The organism is Streptomyces sp. NPDC079167, assembly GCF_040686735.1.
Taxonomy (GTDB): domain Bacteria; phylum Actinomycetota; class Actinomycetes; order Streptomycetales; family Streptomycetaceae; genus Streptomyces.
Window position 1 is genome coordinate 152,831 of record NZ_JBFBLO010000008.1, and the last position, 20,480, is coordinate 173,310.

A 20,480-nucleotide genomic window follows, 5' to 3' on the forward strand; every position below is an offset into this window, starting at 1 on the left:
CCCGGCTGTTGTCAGTGGGGGGTCGTACGGTGGTTGCATGCGGCCAGTCTCGAAGATCGAACGTTCGGTGGCGCCTTTCGAGGTCGTCAGTCCCTATCAGCCCAGTGGCGACCAGCCGGCGGCCATCGCCGAGCTGGAGCGTCGGGTCCGCGCGGGTGAGAAGGACGTCGTCCTGCTCGGCGCGACCGGCACGGGCAAGTCGGCGACGACCGCCTGGATGATCGAGAAGCTCCAGCGCCCCACCCTGGTGATGGCACCGAACAAGACGCTGGCCGCCCAGCTGGCCAACGAGTTCCGCGAGCTTCTCCCGAACAACGCCGTGGAGTACTTCGTCTCGTACTACGACTACTACCAGCCCGAGGCGTACGTCCCGCAGTCGGACACCTACATCGAGAAGGACTCCTCGATCAACGAGGAGGTCGAGCGGCTGCGGCACTCCGCCACGAATTCGCTGCTCACCCGGCGCGACGTCGTCGTGGTCGCTTCCGTCTCCTGCATCTACGGCCTGGGCACCCCGCAGGAGTACGTGGACCGGATGGTCCAGCTCAAGGTCGGCGACGAGATCGACCGGGACCAGCTGCTGCGCCGCTTCGTCGAGATCCAGTACACGCGCAACGACCTCGCGTTCACCCGCGGCACCTTCCGCGTCCGCGGCGACACCATCGAGATCTTCCCGGTGTACGAGGAGCTCGCCGTCCGCATCGAGATGTTCGGCGACGAGATCGAGGCGCTCTCGACCCTCCACCCCCTGACCGGTGAGGTCATCAGCGAGGACGCCTCGCTGCACGTCTTCCCCGCCAGCCACTACGTGGCGGGTCCCGAGCGCATGGAGAAGGCGGTCGGCGGCATCGAGCAGGAGCTGGAACAGCGCCTCGCCGAGCTGGAGAAGCAGGGCAAGATGCTGGAGGCCCAGCGGCTGCGCATGCGCACCACGTACGACATCGAGATGCTCCGCCAGATCGGCACCTGCTCCGGCGTCGAGAACTACTCGATGCACTTCGACGGCCGCTCTCCCGGCACCGCTCCCAACACTCTCCTCGACTACTTCCCCGAGGACTTCCTCCTCGTCCTGGACGAGTCGCACGTCACCGTGCCGCAGATCGGCGCGATGTACGAGGGCGACGCCTCCCGTAAGCGGACCCTCGTCGACCACGGTTTCCGGCTGCCCTCCGCCCTGGACAACCGTCCGCTGAAGTGGGAGGAGTTCCTGGGCCGCATCGACCAGACGGTCTACCTCTCCGCCACACCCGGGAAGTACGAGATGTCCCGGGGCGACGGCTTCGTCGAGCAGATCATCCGGCCGACCGGGCTCGTCGACCCGGAGGTCGTCGTCAAGCCCACCGAGGGCCAGATCGACGACCTGGTCCACGAGATCCGCGAGCGGACCGCGAAGGACGAGCGTGTCCTGGTCACCACCCTCACCAAGAAGATGTCCGAGGACCTCACGGACTACTTTTTGGAGCTCGGCATCCAGGTCCGCTACCTCCACAGCGACGTCGACACGCTGCGCAGGATCGAGCTGCTGCGCGAGCTGCGCTCCGGCGAGTACGACGTCCTGGTCGGCATCAACCTCCTGCGTGAGGGCCTCGACCTGCCCGAGGTGTCGCTCGTGGCCATTCTCGACGCCGACAAGCAGGGCTTCCTGCGCTCCGGCACCTCGCTGATCCAGACCATCGGCCGTGCCGCCCGTAACGTCTCGGGGCAGGTCCACATGTACGCCGACAAGGTCACCCCGGCGATGGCGCAGGCCATCGACGAGACCAACCGCCGCCGCGAGAAGCAGATCGCCTACAACACCGAGCGAGGGGTCGACCCGCAGCCGCTCCGCAAGAAGATCAACGACATCGTCGCGTCCATCGCCCGCGAGGAGGTCGACACCGAGCAGCTCCTCGGCACCGGCTACCGGCAGGCGAAGGACACCAAGGCCCCCGTGCCCTCGCTGGGCGGAAAGGCGGCCGCGGGCGGCAAGGCCGCTGCGGCGGAGGGCAAGGCGAAGAAGGACGGCGCGGTGGTCACCGACCGGCCCGCCGCCGAGCTCGCCGGGATCATCGAGGAGATGACGGACCGCATGCGAGCGGCCGCCGCCGACCTGCAGTTCGAGGTGGCGGCGCGGCTGCGTGACGAGGTGGGTGAGCTGAAGAAGGAGCTGCGTCAGATGAGGGAGGCGGGACTGGCCTGATCCCGTGGGGCACGCAGTGTTGCAGGACCGACACAAAAACGGCCCACGGCTCTTCCCGCCTGCGGGGACTGCGTAGGGTGCTCGGAAACCGCACACCGAGGGTTGCGGGGCAAGCGGAGAGGGGACAGCGCGTGACGGTCAACATGACCAAGGGCCAGGCCATCAACCTGCAGAAGAGCGACGGGGGGACCCTGACCGCGGTACGGATGGGGCTCGGCTGGCAGGCGGCCCCGCGCCGGGGGCTCTTCGGCTCCCGTACCCGTGAGATCGACCTGGACGCCTCGGCGGTGCTCTTCGCCGACAAGCAGCCCGTGGACGTCGTGTTCTTCCGCCACCTCGTCAGCGACGACGGCTCGGTCAAGCACACCGGCGACAACCTGGTCGGCGGAGCCGGCTCGGGCGGCGACGACGAGGCGATCCTCGTCGACCTGCAGCGGGTCCCGGTCCACATCGACCAGATCGTCTTCACGGTGAACTCGTTCACCGGCCAGACGTTCCAGGAGGTGCAGAACGCCTTCTGCCGCATCGTCGACGAGACCAACGGCCAGGAGCTCGCCCGCTACACGCTGGACGGCGGCGGCCAGTACACGGCACAGATCATGGCGAAGGTGCACCGCGCGGGCAGCGGATGGCAGATGACGGCCCTGGGCAACCCGGCCAACGGCCGTACGTTCCAGGACCTGATGCCGTCGATCCTGCCGCACCTGTAGACGCGGCAAGGGCACGGGCGGCAACCGGCCCGCAGAACCGTACGAGCAGCTCCCGGAGGCACCCGCCGCCGGGAGCTGCGCCCATGGCAGGGCGCGCCACACCGAACGTCGAGGGGACAGGGCAATGACGGCCGAGCTGATCCGGGGGCAGAACCACACCTTGCCCCAGACGCGTCTGGAGATCAGGGTGTCGGCGGGCTCGCCCGTCGTGGCCGGGGCCACGCTCGGGGACGAGCGGGGCACCGTCCGGGGCGCCGAGTGGATCGCCCACCCCGCGTCGCACCGGGTGCCGGGACTCGAGGTGTCGCGGCAGGCCGCGGCCGACCACCGGCTGGCCGTGGACCTGGACGCCCTGCCCGACTCGGTGCACCGCGTCACCGTGCTCCTCGCCCTGCCCGTCGGAGCCGGGCGCCCGGGCAGATTCGGTGCGGTGGCCGCTCCCTTCGTCGCCGTCACCGGACTCGACGGCACCGAGATCGCCACGTTCACCCTCACCGGTCTGGACACCGAGTCCGCCGTGTCGGCACTGGAGCTCTACCGCCGCCAGGGGGTCTGGAAGGTCCGTGCCGTCGGCCAGGGCTATGCCGCGGGGCTCGCCGAGATGCTCGCCGACCAGGGTGTGGCCGGGGCGGCGGAGCTTGCCGCCTCCATCCAGGAGGCGGTCGCCTCCGGGCTCGCCCGCTCCGTGCCCCCGCCGCCCCGTGCCTCCGAGGGCGAGCGGGTACGCCACCCGGCGGGCCCCGCGGCCACCGGAGGCGGCGGGACGCCCGCCTCGGCGCGGGTACCCGAACCGCCCGCAGACCCCGCGCTCCCGCAACCCGAGGCACCTGGCGGACCGGTCAGCTACGCGCACCCGCGGCGACAGACCTCGGCGCCACCCCCGCCGCCCCCCGCGACCCCGCCCGCCGCCCCGGGACAGCCCGCGCAGCCCGTCGCCGGGGACGCCACCGGCTGGTCCATGGACGAGCGGCTCTACAACCAGATCTGGGGCATGTTCGAGGACATGGCCCGCGCCGTCGCCGCCTACCGGAGCGCCGTCGACTTCGCCGAGTCCCGGATGGACCAGGAGCTCGAGCGGACGCTGTCCGATCCGCGCAGCCGCATCGGCGGTACCGGCGACCGGGCCCGCGAGGCGGCGCGGGCCAAGCACGACGAGCTCACCGGCCGCGCACGCGAGGCGCTCGAACGCGATCTCGCCCAGCTCGCCGCCGAGTCCGCCGTCGTGGAACCGGCCCTCCCCGCCGCCTACGCCGGCTGGGGCAACCCCGTCTGGCACGGCTACCGCGTCCCGATGGAGATTCCGATGGCCCTGCGCATCGGCGACCTCCATCTGCCCGAGGGCATCGGCCTGCGGATCCCGCTGCTGGTGCGGCTGCCCCTGGAACGCGGGATCTGGGTCGACAGCGGGCGTACGGCCTCCGAGGCGGCTGCCGCGACGGCCGGGGACCAGCTGCGCACGCTCGCCATGGAGACCGCGGTCGCCCTGGCCGCGCGGCTGCTCGCCGTGTACCCGGCGGACGAATTCTCCGTACACGTGATCGACCCGGCCGGTTCCGCGGCAGGTCCGCTCACCCCGCTGGTCGCTTCCGGGGTTCTCGCCGGGCCGCCCGCCGCCGGAGCTGAAGGCGTGTCCGCGGTCCTCGCCCACCTCACCCGGCGAGTCGATCTGGTGCAGATGGCGATCAGGGCCGGCGCGGCGGACGCGCTGCCCCCGGACCTCGACACGGGGGAGCACCTGCTGATCGTCAACGACTTCCCGCACGGCTTCGACGACAGGGCCGTCACCCAGCTGCGTTATCTGGCCGACGAGGGGCCCTCGGTGGGCGTGCACCTGCTGATGGTCGCCGACCGCGAGGACGCCCGCGCCTACGGCCCGGTGCTGGACCCGCTGTGGCGTTCCCTGCTGCGGATCACCCCGGTGGCCGACGACCACCTCGCAGACCCGTGGGTCGGCCATGCGTGGACGTACGAGCCGCTGAGGGCGCCGCAGGGCAGCCGCGTCCTGGAGCAGGTGCTCGCGCTGGTGGCCGCTGCGCGGCGAAGCGGTCGCCCCTGAGCCGGGTGACGGTAGGTCAAGTATCTGAGTAGAGCCTCTGACCTGGCATTTTGATCACTGCTTGGCACGGACTTTACCGTTTCTTGGTGCTTCATGTACTGTTCTTGGTGCGGAGGGGAGTACTCCCGATCGCGGCGTTCCCGTCAGTACGGACTGTGACCGGTCCCGGGGCGTCGGCCCGGCGCGCATCCCGCGCTCCCGGGTGGAAGAGACCTCCGGCAGCGACGACGCTGATCTATAGCCGTAGCGAACTGCCGGAGGCGCAGTGGACGTTTCATGGACCCTCTGGGCGCTGACCATTCTCGGTCTCGTCGCCCTCATCTCCGTCGACTTCTTCATCGGGCGCAAGCCCCATGACGTGTCGACCAAGGAAGCCGGAATCTGGACCATCGTCTGGATCGCCCTGGCCGTGCTCTTCGGACTCGGCCTGCTGGTCTTCGGCGAAAGCCAGGCCTCGGGCGAATTCTTCGCCGGCTTCATCACCGAGAAGTCACTCAGTGTGGACAACCTCTTCGTCTTCGTCCTGATCATGGCGAAGTTCTCGGTGCCCTCCCACCTCCAGCAGCGGGTGCTGCTCATCGGCGTGCTGATCGCCCTGGTGCTGCGAGCGATCTTCATCGCGGCAGGCGCCGCGGTCATCGCCAACTTCTCGTGGGTCTTCTACATCTTCGGCGCGTTCCTGATCTACACCGCCTGGAAGCTGATCCAGGAGGCGCGGGCCGGCGAGGAGGAGGACGAGTTCGAGGAGAACCGTCTCCTCAAGTCGATCGAGCACCGCTTCGGCGTCGCGGACAAGTACCACGGGACCAAGCTCTTCATCCGGAACAACGGCAAGCGCGTCCTGACCCCCTTGATGGTGGTCATGCTCGCCATCGGCACCACCGATGTGCTGTTCGCGCTGGACTCCATCCCGGCGATCTTCGGACTGACCCAGGACCCGTACATCGTCTTCACCGCCAACGCGTTCGCCCTGATGGGCCTGCGTCAGCTGTACTTCCTCATCGGCGGTCTGCTGAAGAAGCTGGTCCACCTCAGCTACGGGCTCTCGGTGATTCTCGGGTTCATCGGCGTCAAGCTGGTGCTGCACGCCCTGCACGAGTCCGGGGTGCACGTCCCGGAGATCTCGATCCCGTTCTCCCTCTCCGTCATCTGCGGCGTCCTGGTGATCACCACGATCACCAGTCTTATCGCCACCAGGAAGAAGGACGCGGTGGAGAAGGACGGGCAGAAGGACGACAGCGAGAACGTCGGCGCGGAGAAGTAGCGCCTGACGGACACACCGACGGCCGGGGCCCCGCGAGGGGCACCCGGCCGTCGGACGTTCAGCGGTTCACCAGCCGCGCTCGCGCCACTCCGGCAGGTGCGGGCGCTCGGCACCGAGCGTGGTGTCGTGGCCGTGGCCCGGGTAGACCCACGTCTCGTCCGGGAGCGGGCCGAAGAGCTTGGTCTCCACGTCGTGCAGCAGGCTCGCGAACGCCTCCGGGTCCTTGTGCGTATTGCCTACGCCGCCGGGGAAGAGGCAGTCCCCGGTGAACAGGTGCGGGGCGCCGTGCGGATCGTCGTACACCAGGGCGATCGACCCCGGGGTATGGCCGGTCAGATGCCGCGCGGTCAGCGAGACCCGGCCCACCCGGACCGTGCCGCCGTCCTCCACGAGCTCGTCGGTCGGTACGGGGATGCCCTCGGCGTCGTACCTCCCGGCGTACGTCCGCGCCCCGGTGGCCGCCACCACCTCGCCCAGCGCCTGCCAGTGGTCGCCGTGCCGGTGCGTCGTCACGACGGAAGCGATGCCGTCCTCGCCGATCAGCCGGAGGAGTGTCCCGGCCTCGGCGGCCGCGTCGATCAGGAGCTGCTCGCCGGTGGCCCGGCAGCGCAGCAGGTACGCGTTGTTGTTCATCGGTCCGACGGCGACCTTGGAGATCATCAGATCGGTCAGCTCGTGCACGTCCGCAGCTCCGCCGACCTTGACCGTTCCGCTGTACGTCATGTGACGCAGCCTATAGCGACGGCAGTGCGGGAAGGCTGCCGCCTTCCACGGTGAGCGCGGAGCCGTCGCGGCGTCCGGAGAGCCAGCCGAGGATGCCGGAGGCCGTGCCCCGGACCGTGACCGGAGCGCCGTCGGCGCCCCCGCCCGTGGTCCACAGCCGGCCGTCCGGGGCGACGGCTGTCGTGGGGACGACATCGGGGTGCCCGGCGAACCGTTCCGCCAGGAAGTCGTTCTCGCGGGTCACGAACTCCTCCGGCAGATCCTCCAGCTCGTATCCCACTGCGAGGTCCACGTGGTGCAGCTCGACCTCGCCCCAGCGGCGGAAGGGGATCCGGGAAGCCGACTCCGTCACACCGTTGCGCATGGTGACGATGCGTGACCGGTCGGCCGGCGCCTCGGCGGCGGCGAGGAAGGCCGTTCCGCTCGCCCGCAGGTCAGCGAGGTGTTCGGCCACCGGGCGGAAGGCGTCGCGTTCGATGTCCGCGTCCCGGGTTTCGCTGTTCGCGTACATCGGGCGCCCTTGGAGAACATTTACGAGGGCGTCGGCGTTACGTGACAGGTGGGCAAGAACATGGCCGCGGCTCCAGCCCGGCAGACGGGACGGCTCGGCAACGGCGCCGTCGTCCATCTTGCCCGTGGCGCTGAGCAGCCGATCGGTCGCTTCACGTACAGCTTCCAGGTCGCGCGCATGATCAGTCATGGACCGAGCGTAGACGCCGCCACTCATTCGGGTGATGGTATCTCCGCTCGACCGTAAATCGAATGCGCGTGCTATACGCTCGGAGTCGAAAGCTTCGTACATCGCTGTGGCACCCCCCATACCCTGGGACGAGGGCTCAGTTCCCCCATTTCTCTCCAGAAAGGTGCGGACCGGCGTGGCCGACCGTCTCATCGTCCGTGGCGCGCGCGAGCACAACCTGAAGAACGTCTCGCTCGATCTCCCCCGTGACTCCCTCATCGTCTTCACCGGGCTCTCCGGATCGGGCAAGTCGTCGCTCGCGTTCGACACGATCTTCGCCGAGGGCCAGCGGCGCTACGTGGAGTCGCTCTCCTCGTACGCCCGGCAGTTCCTCGGCCAGATGGACAAGCCGGACGTGGACTTCATCGAAGGCCTCTCGCCCGCCGTCTCCATCGACCAGAAGTCGACCTCGCGCAACCCGCGCTCGACGGTCGGCACCATCACCGAGGTCTACGACTACCTCCGGCTGCTCTTCGCCAGGATCGGCAAGCCGCACTGCCCCGAGTGCGGAAGGCCCATCGCGCGCCAGTCGCCGCAGGCCATCGTCGACAAGGTGCTCGGGCTGCCCGAGGGCAGCCGCTTCCAGGTGCTCTCCCCGCTGGTGCGTGAGCGCAAGGGGGAGTTCGTCGACCTCTTCGCCGACCTCCAGACCAAGGGCTACAGCAGGGCGCGGGTCGACGGCGAGACGATCCAGCTGTCCGAGCCGCCCACGCTGAAGAAGCAGGAGAAGCACACCATCGAGGTGGTCATCGACCGCCTCACGGTCAAGGACAGCGCCAAGCGCCGGCTGACCGACTCCGTCGAGACGGCGCTGGGCCTCTCCGGCGGCATGGTCGTGCTCGACTTCGTCGACCTGGAGGCGGACGACCCCGAGCGTGAGCGGATGTACTCCGAGCACCTCTACTGCCCGTACGACGATCTCTCCTTCGAGGAGCTGGAGCCCCGCTCCTTCTCCTTCAACTCCCCCTTCGGCGCCTGCCCCGACTGCACGGGCATCGGCACGCGCATGGAGGTCGACCCGGAGCTGATCGTCCCGGACGAGGACAAGTCCCTGGACGAGGGTGCGATCCACCCCTGGTCGCACGGCCACACCAAGGAGTACTTCGGTCGCCAGATCACCGCGCTGGCCGACGCCCTCGGGTTCCGTACGGACATCCCGTGGGCCGGACTGCCGCAGCGCGCCAGGAAGGCTCTGCTGCACGGCCACAAGATCCAGACCGAGGTCCGCTACCGCAACAGGTACGGGCGCGAGCGCGCCTACACCACCCCCCGCTTCGAGGGCGCCGTCCAGTACGTCAAGCGGCGTCACTCCGAGGCCGAGAGCGACTCCAGCCGGGAGCGCTTCGAGGGCTACATGCGCGAGGTGGCCTGCCCGACCTGTGAGGGCACCCGGCTCAAGCCCCTGGTCCTCGCGGTCACGGTGATGGAGAAGTCCATCGCCGAGGTCTCCGCGATGTCCATCAGCGAGTGCGCCGAGTTCCTCGGCCGCCTCAAGCTGAACGCCCGCGACAAGAAGATCGCCGAGCGGGTCCTCAAGGAGGTCAACGAGCGGCTGCGGTTCCTCGTCGACGTCGGCCTCGACTACCTCTCGCTGAACCGCGCCGCGGGCACCCTGTCCGGCGGCGAGGCCCAGCGCATCCGGCTCGCCACCCAGATCGGTTCCGGGCTCGTCGGCGTGCTGTACGTGCTGGACGAGCCGTCCATCGGCCTTCACCAGCGCGACAACCACCGGCTGATCGAGACCCTGGTCCGACTGCGGGACATGGGCAACACGCTCATCGTCGTCGAGCACGACGAGGACACCATCAAGGTCGCCGACTGGGTCGTCGACATCGGTCCCGGCGCGGGCGAGCACGGCGGCAAGGTCGTCCACTCCGGCTCGCTCGATGAACTGCTGGCCAACAAGGAGTCGATCACCGGCCAGTACCTCTCCGGCAAGAGGCAGATCGAGATGCCGGACGTCCGGCGTCCCGTCGACCCGAAGCGCCGGCTCACGGTGCACGGCGCCCGGGAGAACAACCTCCAGGACATCGACGTGTCCTTCCCGCTCGGTGTGCTCACCGCGGTCACCGGCGTCTCCGGTTCGGGGAAGTCGACCCTGGTCAACGACATCCTCTACACCCACCTGGCACGCGAGCTCAACGGCGCCAAGTCGGTCCCCGGCCGGCACACCAGGGTCGACGGCGACGACCTCGTCGACAAGGTCGTCCACGTCGACCAGTCGCCGATCGGCCGGACCCCCCGGTCCAACCCGGCGACGTACACCGGAGTCTTCGACCATGTGCGCCGGCTGTTCGCCGAGACGATGGAGGCGAAGGTGCGCGGCTATCTGCCGGGCCGCTTCTCCTTCAACGTCAAGGGCGGCCGCTGCGAGAACTGCTCCGGCGACGGCACCATCAAGATCGAGATGAACTTCCTGCCCGATGTGTACGTCCCGTGCGAGGTCTGCCACGGTGCGCGCTACAACCGGGAGACCCTGGAGGTCCACTACAAGGGCAAGTCCATCGCCGAGGTGCTGGACATGCCGATCGAGGAGGGCCTGGAGTTCTTCGAGGCCGTCCCGACGATCGCCCGCCACCTCCGCACGCTCAACGAGGTCGGCCTCGGCTACGTCCGGCTCGGCCAGTCCGCGCCGACGCTCTCCGGCGGCGAGGCCCAGCGGGTGAAGCTCGCGAGCGAGCTGCAGAAGCGCTCCACCGGCCGCACGGTCTACGTCCTGGACGAGCCGACGACCGGTCTGCACTTCGAGGACATCAGCAAGCTGATCTCGGTCCTCTCGGGCCTGGTCGACAAGGGCAACACGGTGATCGTCATCGAGCACAACCTCGATGTCGTCAAGACCGCCGACTGGGTCGTCGACATGGGCCCCGAGGGCGGCAACGGCGGCGGCCTGGTCGTCGCCGAGGGCACCCCGGAGCACATCGCCTCGGTGCCCGCCAGCCACACCGGGAAGTTCCTCCAGGAGATCCTGGGCGCCGACCGGATCGGTGAGGCCGTGGTCCCGGCGGCTCGCAAGGCCCGTAAGGCGCCCGCGAAGAAGGCCGTCGCTGCGAAGACGGCCACGGCCCGCAAGACGGCCACGGCCAGGAGGGCGGCGGCCGAGCAGCCGGCGCCCAGGAAGACGGCCCGCACGCGGAAGGCCTGACACCTCCGGAGGAAGGGGCGGCCCGCCCGGGCGGGCCGCCCCTTCCCGCCTGCCCGGAGGGTCCGCCGCCTCCCGGCCAGGCATTCCCGTCCCCGCCGGCTCCTCCGTCCGCCCCGCGCACTTCCAGGGGCCGGTCGAAGGACCGGGGTTCTCCGCCGGTATCGTCGGGTCTGTCGCCCATGCCTTCAGGTGCGGCCCGTGCCCGGATCCCGTGGCACCCGGTGCCCCGGACGGTGACGGCGGCTCTCTGTCCCCCCGACCAGTGGAGACCGCATGCCCGGCCTGCCCGCCGCCCGCCGTACCGTTCTGAAGGGCGCCGCTCTCGCCGGTGCGGCCGGGCTGGGAGCGGCGGCCTGTTCGACCGAGTCCAAGCTCGGCCACGCCCAGACGCCCACGCCCACCGCGCCCGTGGAGCTCGGTGCCGCCGACGAGGTCCCGGTCGGCGGGGCGAAGCTCTACCGGGAGCAGCGGGTCGTCGTGAGCTGCCAGGCCGCCGGGGAGTACAAGGCCTTCAGCGCGCAGTGCACCCACGCCGGCTGCCTCCTGGACAAGGTCGAGGGCAACGAGGGCAACTGCCCGTGCCACGGCAGCCGCTTCGACATGACCACGGGCAAGGCGCTGCAGGGCCCCGCCACCGTGCCGCTGCCCTCCGTCCCGCTGAAGGTCGAGGGCGGAAAGCTCGTCGCGGGCCCCGACGCCTGACAGGGCCGCCGCCCGTCGAGGGCATCCTGGTCCCCGGAGATCCCGCTCTGTCACAGCCCGCAAGTAGGGTGTGAGACATGGCAGACCCCTCCAGCTACCGCCCCAAGCCGGGACAGATCCCCGACTCCCCGGGGGTCTACAAGTTCCGCGACGAGCACCGCCGGGTGATCTACGTCGGCAAGGCGAAGAACCTGCGCCAGCGCCTGGCCAACTACTTCCAGGACCTGGCCGGTCTGCACCCGCGTACCCGCACGATGGTCACCACGGCCGCTTCCGTGGAATGGACCGTGGTCTCCACCGAGGTCGAGGCGCTCCAGCTGGAGTACACCTGGATCAAGGAGTTCGACCCCCGGTTCAACGTCAAGTACCGCGACGACAAGAGCTATCCCTACCTCGCGGTCACGCTCAACGAGGACTTCCCCCGCGTCCAGGTCATGCGCGGCGCCAAGAAGAAGGGCGTGCGCTACTTCGGCCCGTACGGGCACGCCTGGGCCATCCGCGAGACCGTCGACCTGATGCTCCGGGTCTTCCCCGTGCGCACCTGTTCCGCCGGTGTCTTCAAGAACGCCGAGCGGACCGGCCGCCCCTGCCTCCTCGGCTACATCGGCAAGTGCTCCGCCCCGTGCGTCGGGCGTGTCACCCCCGAGGAGCACCGGGACCTGGCCGAGGACTTCTGCGACTTCATGGCAGGCCGCACAGGGACGTACATCCGCCGCCTGGAGAAGGACATGATGCAGGCGGCCGAGGAGATGGAGTACGAGCGGGCGGCCCGGCTGCGCGACGACGCGGAGGCGCTGAAGAGGGCCATGGAGAAGAGCGCCGTCGTCCTCGCCGACGCCACCGACGCCGACCTCATCGCCGTCGCCGAGGACGAGCTCGAAGCGGCGGTCCAGATCTTCCACGTCCGCGGCGGACGGGTGCGGGGCCAGCGCGGCTGGGTCACCGACAAGGTGGAGGCCGTCGACACGGCGGGCCTCGTCGAGCACGCGCTCCAGCAGCTCTACGGGGAGGAGTCGGGCGACTCCGTCCCCAAGGAGGTGCTGGTCCCTGCGCTCCCCGAGGACCCCGACGCCGTGTCCGAGTGGCTCGCGCGCCGCCGGGGGGCCCAGGTCAGCCTGCGCATTCCGCAGCGGGGCGACAAGAAGGACCTGATGGGCACGGTCCAGCGCAACGCCCAGCAGGCGCTGGGGCTGCACAAGACCAAGCGCGCCTCCGACCTCACGACGCGCTCGCGTGCCCTGGAGGAGATCGCCGAGGCGCTCGGCCTCGGGGCCGCCCCGCTGCGCGTCGAGTGCTTCGACATCTCGCACCTCCAGGGTGACGACGTGGTCGCGTCGATGGTGGTCTTCGAGGACGGCCTCGCACGCAAGAGCGAGTACCGCCGCTTCCAGATCAAGGGCTTCGAGGGCCAGGACGACGTCCGGTCGATGCACGAGGTCATCGGCCGCCGCTTCAGGCGCTACCTCCAGGAGAAGGAGCGGACGGGGGAGTGGGAGGAGACCCCGGCGCCCACCGGCCCGGTCCCCGCACCCGGGGCGCCCGTCCCCGCACCCGCCGCGCCCGTCCCCGGCCCCGAGGCGTCCGACCCCGTTCGGGAGGAGCCCCGCGAGGACGACGGCCGGCCCAAGCGCTTCGCCTACCCGCCCCAGCTCGTCGTCGTGGACGGAGGGCAGCCCCAGGTGGCCGCCGCCAAGCGCGCGCTGGACGAGCTGGGCATCGACGACATCGCCGTCTGCGGTCTCGCGAAGCGCCTCGAAGAGGTCTGGCTGCCCGACGACGACGATCCGGTGGTCCTGCCCCGCTCCAGCGAGGGCCTCTATCTCCTCCAGCGCATCCGGGACGAGGCGCACCGTTTCGCCATCACCTACCAGCGGGCCAAGCGGGCCAAGCGCATCCGCAGCAGCCCCCTGGACGACGTCCCGGGCCTCGGTGAGACCCGCAAGCAGGCACTGATCAAGCACTTCGGCTCCGTCAAGAAGCTGCGGCAGGCGACAATCGACGAGATCTGCGGGGTGCCGGGGATAGGGCGCAGGACCGCGGAATCGGTGGCCGCCGCGTTCGCCGCGGCCGCCCCGGCCGCGCCCGCCGTGAACACCGCCACTGGAGAGATCATCGAAGAGGACGACGGGGGCAGCAGGACATGACCGAGCACACGCACGAACAGCAGAACGAACGCGGCCGAGCAGACGGAGCAGCACACATGAGCACGGGAAGCACCACGGAGAAGGCCGAGGCCACCCCGCCCGCCATCCCCGAGCTGGTGATCATCTCCGGTATGTCGGGCGCCGGGCGCAGCACCGCCGCCAAGTGCCTGGAGGACCTCGGCTGGTTCGTCGTCGACAACCTGCCGCCCGCGCTGATCCCCACGATGGTGGAGCTCGGCGCCCGGTCCCAGGGCAACGTCGCCCGCATCGCCGTCGTCGTCGACGTACGGGGCCGCCGCTTCTTCGACAACCTCCGGGAGTCCCTCGCGGACCTGGAGGCCAAGCACGTCACCCGGCGGATCGTCTTCCTCGAGTCCTCCGACGACGCCCTCGTACGCCGTTTCGAATCGGTCCGCCGTCCGCACCCGCTCCAGGGCGACGGCCGCATCGTCGACGGCATCGCGGCCGAGCGCGACCTGCTGCGTGAGCTGCGCGGCGACGCCGACCTCGTCATCGACACGTCCAGCCTCAACGTGCACGAGCTGCGGGCCAAGATGGACGCGCAGTTCGCCGGCGACGAGGAGCCGGAGCTGCGGGCGACCGTCATGTCGTTCGGCTACAAGTACGGGCTGCCGGTCGACGCCGACCTCGTCGTCGACTGCCGCTTCCTGCCGAATCCGCACTGGGTCCCGGAGCTCCGCCCCTTCACCGGGCTCAACGAGGAGGTGTCCGACTACGTCTTCGACCAGCCGGGGGCCAAGGAATTCCTCAACCAGTACACCGAGCTGCTCCAGCTCATCGCCGCCGGTTACCGTCGTGAGGGCAAGCGCTACGTGACCATCGCCGTCGGATGCACGGGCGGCAAGCACCGCTCCGTCGCGATGTCGGAGAAGCTGTCCGCCCGTCTCGCGACCGAAGGGATCGAGACCGTCCTCGTCCACCGGGACATGGGGCGCGAGTGACCAGTCGCAATCTGCGTCAGCGCAGGCTGAGCAGGGCCACGGCCGCGCTCTCCGGCCGTAAGCGCGGCGCGCAGCCCAAGGTCGTCGCCCTCGGCGGCGGCATGGGCCTCTCGGCCTCGCTCACGGCGCTGCGCCGGATCACCGGCGATCTCACGGCCGTCGTGACCGTCGCCGACGACGGCGGTTCCAGCGGCCGGCTCCGTGAGGAGCTCGGCGTCCTCCCGCCGGGCGACCTGCGCAAGGCGCTCGCCGCACTCTGCGGGGACGACGAGTGGGGCCAGACCTGGGCCCAGGTCATCCAGCACCGTTTCGAGTCCAAGGGCGACCTGCACGAGCACGCGGTGGGCAATCTGCTCATCGTCGCCCTCTGGGAGCAGCTGGGCGACCACGTCCAGGCCCTCGACCTGGTCGGCAAGCTGCTCGGAGCCCACGGCAGGGTCCTGCCGATGTCCGCCGTCCCCCTGGAGCTCCAGGCCCTCGTACGGGGGCACGACCCGGCGCGCCCCGACGAGACGGTCACCGTGCGCGGACAGGCGACGGTGGCGCTGACCCCGGGGGAGGTCCAGTCGGTCCACGTCGTGCCGGTCGATCCGCCTGCGGTTCCCGAGGCGGTCGCAGCCGTTCTCGACGCCGATTGGGTGGTTCTGGGCCCAGGGTCCTGGTTTTCCTCCGTGATTCCGCATCTGCTGGTCCCGGAGCTGCTCGACGCACTGGTGACCACGAAGGCCCGTAAGGTCCTCTCGCTGAACCTCGCACCACAGCCCGGTGAAACAGAAGGGTTCTCACCGCAGCGTCATTTGGAGGTTTTGGGACGACACGCCCCTAAACTCGCCATGGACGTGGTGCTGGCCGACGAGGCCGCCGTGCCCGACCGCGAGTCCCTCGCCGACGCCGCACAGCGGCTCGGAGCCGCGGTCGAGCTGGCCCCCGTGGCCTCACCCGACGGCGTTCCGATTCATGATCCGGAGCTGTTGGCCGCCGCGTACGACCGTATTTTTCGGATGCATGGAAGGATCGGCCCATGGCGATGACGCCAGCGGTGAAGGACGAAATCTCTCGGCTTCCCGTGACCCGGACCTGCTGCAGAAAGGCAGAGGTCTCGGCGATTCTCCGGTTCGCGGGCGGGCTGCACCTGGTGAGCGGCCGGATCGTGATCGAGGCCGAGCTGGACACGGGGAGCGCGGCACGTCGGCTGAAGCGGGACATCCTGGAGATCTTCGGGCACAGCTCGGAGCTCATCGTGATGGCCCCTGGCGGACTGCGGCGCGGCTCGCGCTTCGTCGTACGCGTGGTGGCGGGCGGCGACCAGCTGGCCCGCCAGACCGGCCTGGTGGACGGCCGTGGCCGACCCATCCGGGGCCTCCCCCCGCAGGTGGTCTCGGGGGCCACCTGCGACGCGGAGGCCGCCTGGCGGGGAGCCTTCCTGGCCCACGGTTCGCTCACCGAGCCGGGCCGCTCCTCCTCGCTGGAGGTGACCTGCCCCGGCCCGGAGGCCGCCCTGGCCCTGGTGGGTGCGGCCCGCAGGCTCTCCATCGCCGCCAAGGCGCGCGAGGTGCGGGGTGTGGACCGTGTCGTCGTCCGTGACGGGGACGCGATCGGCGCGCTGCTGACCCGGCTGGGAGCCCATGACGCGGTGCTCGCCTGGGAGGAGCGCCGGATGCGGCGCGAGGTGCGCGCCACGGCCAACCGGCTCGCCAACTTCGACGACGCCAACCTCCGCCGCTCCGCCCGCGCGGCGGTCGCCGCGGGCGCTCGGGTGGGGCGCGCGCTGGAGATCCTGGGCGAGGAGGTCCCGGAACACCTCGCGGCGGCCGGACGGCTGCGCATGGAGCACAAGCAGGCATCCCTGGAGGAGCTGGGAGCGCTTGCCGACCCGCCGCTGACCAAGGACGCGGTCGCGGGCCGGATCAGGCGTCTGCTGGCCATGGCCGACAAGCGGGCCCAGGACCTGGGTATCCCCGGCACGGAATCGACCCTCAGCGAGGAACTGGCCGACGGCCTGGTGGGCTGAGAGCCGCGGCAGGGCCCCGGCAGCCCCCTCAGGGCGCGTGCCGGGGCCCTGCCGCCTTCCGGCGGCGGAAGCGCGCGGGCCGGGAGCCGGCTCTGGAAGGCCATGGGCGGCAGTATTTCTCCCTGGCCGGATTCATGAGCCTTCCATGGGAGACGCGGAGCCTTTCCCTAATGTCTTTCGAGCACCGACCCGCACGATTGAGCGGCTGGTCTCCTCGGTTCCGCCGCCCGCGTCCGCCGGAAGTTGCAGTTGGCCTGCCATTTTCATCGATTGAGTACCGCTCCGCACAATTGAGCATCCGGCTTGCGGGCTGCCTCGGCGTACTGCGGTAAATGCGCCACGGAAAAAGGGTTTGCCGCCGCCCGTGGCCGACAAAACCGCGATGACCGGGCGGGCGCCGGTGACACCCGGTGACAGGGGGCGCTGACCGCCCTCACGCCGCAAGAGGCCCGGCCGCGGCGGGTGTTGACACTCGGTGACCGGGTGGCGCGGCGACCGGTTCAGCTGGTTCCGCCTACCGGAACCCCTTACTCCTACCCGGGAGTAAGGGGATCCCCTTTCACACCACCGCTCTCGATGTCACTCCGGAGCCTTCGGAGAGGTAGGGTCGGAGGCGGTCGGGGACATCCCTATAAAACTCGCCGGCATCGAAACCGGCGTTCCTAACGAGGAGATCGGTTCGTGACGATCCGCGTAGGCATCAACGGCTTTGGCCGCATCGGTCGTAACTACTTCCGCGCGCTGCTGGAGCAGGGTGCGGACATCGAGATCGTGGCTGTCAACGACCTGGGTGACACTGCGACCACGGCTCACCTGCTGAAGTACGACACCATTCTGGGTCGTCTCAAGGCAGAGGTCAGCCACACCGCCGACACCATCACCGTCGACGGTCACACCATCAAGGTGCTCTCCGAGCGCAACCCGGCCGACATCCCCTGGGGTGAGCTGGGCGTCGACATCGTCATCGAGTCGACCGGCATCTTCACCAAGAAGGCCGACGCCGAGAAGCACATCACCGGCGGCGCCAAGAAGGTCCTCATCTCGGCTCCGGCCAAGGACGAGGACATCACCATCGTGATGGGCGTCAACCAGGACAAGTACGACGCGGCCAACCACCACGTCATCTCCAACGCGTCCTGCACCACCAACTGCGTGGCGCCGATGGCCAAGGTTCTCGACGAGAACTTCGGCATCGTCAAGGGTCTGATGACGACGGTCCACGCGTACACGAACGACCAGCGCATCCTGGACTTCCCGCACTCGGACCTGCGTCGCGCCCGCGCCGCCGCCGAGAACATCATCCCGACCACGACGGGCGCCGCCAAGGCGACCGCCCTGGTCCTCCCGCAGCTCAAGGGCAAGCTCGACGGCATCGCGATGCGCGTCCCGGTCCCGACCGGCTCCGCCACCGACCTCGTCGTGACCCTGCAGCGCGAGGTCACCAAGGACGAGGTCAACGCCGCGTTCAAGAAGGCGTCCGACGACGGCGACCTCAAGGGCTTCCTGACCTACACCGAGGACCCGATCGTGTCCTCGGACATCGTCGGCGACCCGTCGTCCTGCACCTTCGACTCCTCCCTGACCATGGTCCAGGAGGGCAACTCGGTGAAGATCCTCGGCTGGTACGACAACGAGTGGGGTTACTCCAACCGCCTCGTCGACCTGACCGTCTTCGTCGGCGGCCAGCTCTGATCCTAGGATCGACAGGCATCCAGGTGTGATGTGAGGGGCTCGGACGGCGCGACGCGGCGCCGTCCGAGCCCCCTCGCATGCTCATCCGTCCTTCCAAGGAGTATGGGAACAGAGATGAAGACGATCGACGAACTTCTCGACGAAGGGGTCGCGGGCAAGCGGGTATTCGTCCGCGCCGACCTCAACGTGCCGCTGGACGGCACCACGATCACCGATGACGGCCGCATCCGCGCCGTCCGGCCGACGATCGCCCGGCTCGCCGAAGCCGGCGCGCGTGTCGTCGTCGCCTCGCACCTGGGCCGCCCCAAGGGCGCCCCGGACCCGGCCTTCTCGCTCGCGCCCGCCGCCGCGCGCCTGGGCGAGCTGCTCGGTGCCGAGGTCGCCTTCGCGAGCGACACCGTCGGCGAGTCCGCCCGCTCCACGGTCGCCGCCCTCACCGACGGCCAGGTCGCCGTCATCGAGAACCTCCGCTTCAACGCCGGCGAGACGTCGAAGGACGACGCCGAGCGCGGCGCCTTCGCCGATCAGCTCGCCGAGCTCGCCGACGTGTACGTGGGCGACGGCTTCGGTGCCGTCCACCGCAAGCACGCGTCGGTCTTCGACCTCCCGGCCCGGCTGCCGCACGCGGCCGGAAGCCTGATCGCCACCGAGGTCGGCGTCCTGAAGAAGCTCACCGAGGACGTCACACGCCCCTACGCCGTGGTCCTCGGCGGCTCGAAGGTCTCCGACAAGCTCGGTGTCATCGACCACCTGCTGGAGAAGGCCGACCGCATCCTCATCGGCGGCGGCATGGCCTACACCTTCCTCAAGGCCAAGGGGTACGAGGTCGGCAGCTCCCTCCTCCAGGAGGACCAGATCCCGGCGGTGCTCGAATACCTGGAGCGCGCCGAGGAGAAGGGTGTGGAGTTCGTGCTCCCCGTCGACGTCGTCGTCTCGGAGCAGTTCCCCGACCTCAAGGCCAAGACCCCGGGCAACCCCGCCACCGTCTCCGCCGACGCCATTCCCGCCGGCGCGATGGGGCTGGACAACGGCCCGGAGACCAACAAGCTGTACGCCTCGAAGCTCGCCGACGCGGCCACCGTCTTCTGGAACGGCCCGATGGGCGTCTTCGAGCACCCCGACTTCGCCGAGGGCACCAGGGCGGTCGCCCAGGCCCTCGTCGACTCCGAGGCCTTCAGTGTCGTCGGCGGCGGCGACTCCGCGGCCGCCGTCCGCATCCTGGGCTTCGACGAGCACGCATTCGGCCACATCTCGACCGGTGGCGGCGCCAGCCTCGAATACCTCGAGGGCAAGACGCTTCCCGGCCTCGCCGCACTGGAGGACTGACCTTTCATGACCACCCGCACCCCGCTCATGGCGGGCAACTGGAAGATGAACCTCAACCACCTCGAGGCCATCGCACACGTCCAGAAGCTCGCTTTCGCCCTGGCCGACAAGGACTACGACGCGGTCGAGGTCGCCGTCCTGCCGCCCTTCACCGACCTGCGCTCCGTGCAGACGCTGGTCGACGGCGACAAGCTGAAGATCAAGTACGGCGCCCAGGACATCTCGGCCCAGGACTCCGGCGCGTACACCGGTGAGATCTCCGGCCCGATGCTCGCCAAACTGAAGTGCACGTACGTGGCCGTCGGCCACAGCGAGCGCCGCCAGTACCACGGCGAGAACGACGAGATCTGCAACGCCAAGGTGAAGGCCGCGTACAAGCACGGCCTGACCCCGATCCTCTGCGTCGGCGAGGGCCTGGACATCCGCAAGGCGGGTGACCAGGTGTCCTACACGCTGGCGCAGCTCGACGGCGCGCTGAAGGACATCCCGGCCGAGCAGGCCGAGTCCATCGTGATCGCCTACGAACCGGTCTGGGCCATCGGGACCGGCGAGGTCGCCACCCCCGAGGACGCCCAGGAGGTCTGCGGCGCGATCCGCGGCCGTCTCGCCGAGCTGTACTCGCAGGAGCTGGCCGACGCGGTCCGTATCCAGTACGGCGGCTCCGTGAAGTCGGGCAACGTCGCGGCCATCATGGCGCAGCCCGATGTCGACGGTGCCCTCATCGGCGGCGCCGCACTCGACGCCGACGAGTTCGTCAAGATCGTCCGCTTCCGCGACCAGTGAGTATGCGGTAGCGCGGATCCGTCGTACCCTTGCGGGGGCCGAGG

The 20,480-nt window shown here is 69.8% G+C and carries 15 protein-coding genes; 13 read left to right on the forward strand and 2 right to left on the reverse strand.

Features of this window, described 5'->3' with window-relative positions:
• The first annotated feature begins 37 nt into the window (after positions 1 to 37).
• From uvrB to AB0P41_RS18720, 4 genes are all read left to right on the forward strand, one after another.
• The gene (uvrB, locus tag AB0P41_RS18705; RefSeq protein WP_365932969.1) at positions 38 to 2,179 is read left to right on the forward strand and encodes an excinuclease ABC subunit UvrB; all 2,142 of its coding nucleotides are present in this window, start codon (positions 38 to 40) and stop codon (positions 2,177 to 2,179) included.
• 131 nt (positions 2,180 to 2,310) lie between these two features.
• On the forward strand, positions 2,311 to 2,889 hold the full coding sequence (locus AB0P41_RS18710) for a TerD family protein (protein ID WP_128847639.1): 579 nt from the start codon (positions 2,311 to 2,313) through the stop codon (positions 2,887 to 2,889).
• 124 nt (positions 2,890 to 3,013) lie between these two features.
• Complete coding sequence (locus AB0P41_RS18715) at positions 3,014 to 4,945, forward strand: TerD family protein (RefSeq protein WP_365932971.1); 1,932 nt, start codon at positions 3,014 to 3,016, stop codon at positions 4,943 to 4,945.
• A 265-nt stretch (positions 4,946 to 5,210) separates the two neighbouring features.
• On the forward strand, positions 5,211 to 6,209 hold the full coding sequence (locus AB0P41_RS18720; protein ID WP_356712160.1) for a TerC family protein: 999 nt from the start codon (positions 5,211 to 5,213) through the stop codon (positions 6,207 to 6,209).
• Between the two features lie 66 nt (positions 6,210 to 6,275).
• Here AB0P41_RS18720 and AB0P41_RS18725 read toward each other — a convergent pair whose 3' ends face one another.
• Both AB0P41_RS18725 and AB0P41_RS18730 read right to left on the reverse strand, forming a co-directional pair.
• The gene (locus AB0P41_RS18725; RefSeq protein ID WP_356712157.1) at positions 6,276 to 6,932 is read right to left on the reverse strand and encodes an MBL fold metallo-hydrolase; all 657 of its coding nucleotides are present in this window, start codon (positions 6,930 to 6,932) and stop codon (positions 6,276 to 6,278) included.
• A gap of 10 nt (positions 6,933 to 6,942) precedes the next feature.
• A complete protein-coding gene (locus AB0P41_RS18730) occupies positions 6,943 to 7,632 on the reverse strand; it encodes a maleylpyruvate isomerase family mycothiol-dependent enzyme (RefSeq protein WP_365932973.1) in 690 nt (229 codons plus the stop codon).
• A gap of 175 nt (positions 7,633 to 7,807) precedes the next feature.
• On the opposite strand from AB0P41_RS18730, the gene uvrA reads away from it, so the two are divergent.
• From uvrA to tpiA, 9 genes are all read left to right on the forward strand, one after another.
• Complete coding sequence (uvrA, locus tag AB0P41_RS18735; protein WP_365932975.1) at positions 7,808 to 10,816, forward strand: excinuclease ABC subunit UvrA; 3,009 nt, start codon at positions 7,808 to 7,810, stop codon at positions 10,814 to 10,816.
• 273 nt (positions 10,817 to 11,089) lie between these two features.
• On the forward strand, positions 11,090 to 11,518 hold the full coding sequence (locus AB0P41_RS18740) for a Rieske (2Fe-2S) protein (RefSeq protein WP_356712151.1): 429 nt from the start codon (positions 11,090 to 11,092) through the stop codon (positions 11,516 to 11,518).
• A 77-nt stretch (positions 11,519 to 11,595) separates the two neighbouring features.
• Positions 11,596 to 13,662 (forward strand): excinuclease ABC subunit UvrC, encoded by a 2,067-nt coding sequence (gene uvrC, locus AB0P41_RS18745; protein ID WP_365932977.1) that lies wholly within the window; start codon positions 11,596 to 11,598, stop codon positions 13,660 to 13,662.
• On the forward strand, positions 13,659 to 14,624 hold the full coding sequence (gene rapZ, locus AB0P41_RS18750; protein ID WP_356712147.1) for an RNase adapter RapZ: 966 nt from the start codon (positions 13,659 to 13,661) through the stop codon (positions 14,622 to 14,624). Before uvrC ends, rapZ begins: the two co-directional genes overlap by 4 nt.
• Positions 14,621 to 15,655 carry a uridine diphosphate-N-acetylglucosamine-binding protein YvcK gene (yvcK, locus tag AB0P41_RS18755; protein ID WP_365932978.1) on the forward strand — a complete coding sequence of 345 codons (1,035 nt, stop codon included), beginning with the start codon at positions 14,621 to 14,623 and terminating at the stop codon, positions 15,653 to 15,655. The genes rapZ and yvcK overlap by 4 nt, the downstream gene beginning before the upstream one ends.
• On the forward strand, positions 15,646 to 16,635 hold the full coding sequence (gene whiA, locus AB0P41_RS18760; RefSeq protein ID WP_104789934.1) for a DNA-binding protein WhiA: 990 nt from the start codon (positions 15,646 to 15,648) through the stop codon (positions 16,633 to 16,635). The genes yvcK and whiA overlap by 10 nt, the downstream gene beginning before the upstream one ends.
• A gap of 681 nt (positions 16,636 to 17,316) precedes the next feature.
• Positions 17,317 to 18,327, forward strand: a complete 1,011-nt coding sequence (gap, locus tag AB0P41_RS18765) for a type I glyceraldehyde-3-phosphate dehydrogenase (protein WP_356712143.1) — start codon at positions 17,317 to 17,319, stop codon at positions 18,325 to 18,327.
• Between the two features lie 114 nt (positions 18,328 to 18,441).
• Positions 18,442 to 19,653, forward strand: coding sequence for a phosphoglycerate kinase (locus tag AB0P41_RS18770; protein ID WP_365932979.1), 1,212 nt, complete (start codon positions 18,442 to 18,444; stop codon positions 19,651 to 19,653).
• Positions 19,654 to 19,659: 6 nt separating this feature from the next.
• Complete coding sequence (gene tpiA / locus AB0P41_RS18775; RefSeq protein WP_356712138.1) at positions 19,660 to 20,436, forward strand: triose-phosphate isomerase; 777 nt, start codon at positions 19,660 to 19,662, stop codon at positions 20,434 to 20,436.
• Positions 20,437 to 20,480 lie beyond the last annotated feature (44 nt).

Coding starts and splice junctions, on each gene's coding strand:
- AB0P41_RS18740 (WP_356712151.1), top strand. CDS start 11,090: ATGCCCGGCCTGCCCGCCGCCCGCCGTACCGTTCTGAAGGGCGCCGCT.
- uvrB (WP_365932969.1), top strand. CDS start 38: ATGCGGCCAGTCTCGAAGATCGAACGTTCGGTGGCGCCTTTCGAGGTC.
- AB0P41_RS18715 (WP_365932971.1), top strand. CDS start 3,014: ATGACGGCCGAGCTGATCCGGGGGCAGAACCACACCTTGCCCCAGACG.
- tpiA (WP_356712138.1), top strand. CDS start 19,660: ATGACCACCCGCACCCCGCTCATGGCGGGCAACTGGAAGATGAACCTC.
- whiA (WP_104789934.1), top strand. CDS start 15,646: ATGGCGATGACGCCAGCGGTGAAGGACGAAATCTCTCGGCTTCCCGTG.
- AB0P41_RS18725 (WP_356712157.1), bottom strand. CDS start 6,932: ATGACGTACAGCGGAACGGTCAAGGTCGGCGGAGCTGCGGACGTGCAC.
- AB0P41_RS18730 (WP_365932973.1), bottom strand. CDS start 7,632: ATGACTGATCATGCGCGCGACCTGGAAGCTGTACGTGAAGCGACCGAT.
- uvrC (WP_365932977.1), top strand. CDS start 11,596: ATGGCAGACCCCTCCAGCTACCGCCCCAAGCCGGGACAGATCCCCGAC.
- AB0P41_RS18770 (WP_365932979.1), top strand. CDS start 18,442: ATGAAGACGATCGACGAACTTCTCGACGAAGGGGTCGCGGGCAAGCGG.
- rapZ (WP_356712147.1), top strand. CDS start 13,659: ATGACCGAGCACACGCACGAACAGCAGAACGAACGCGGCCGAGCAGAC.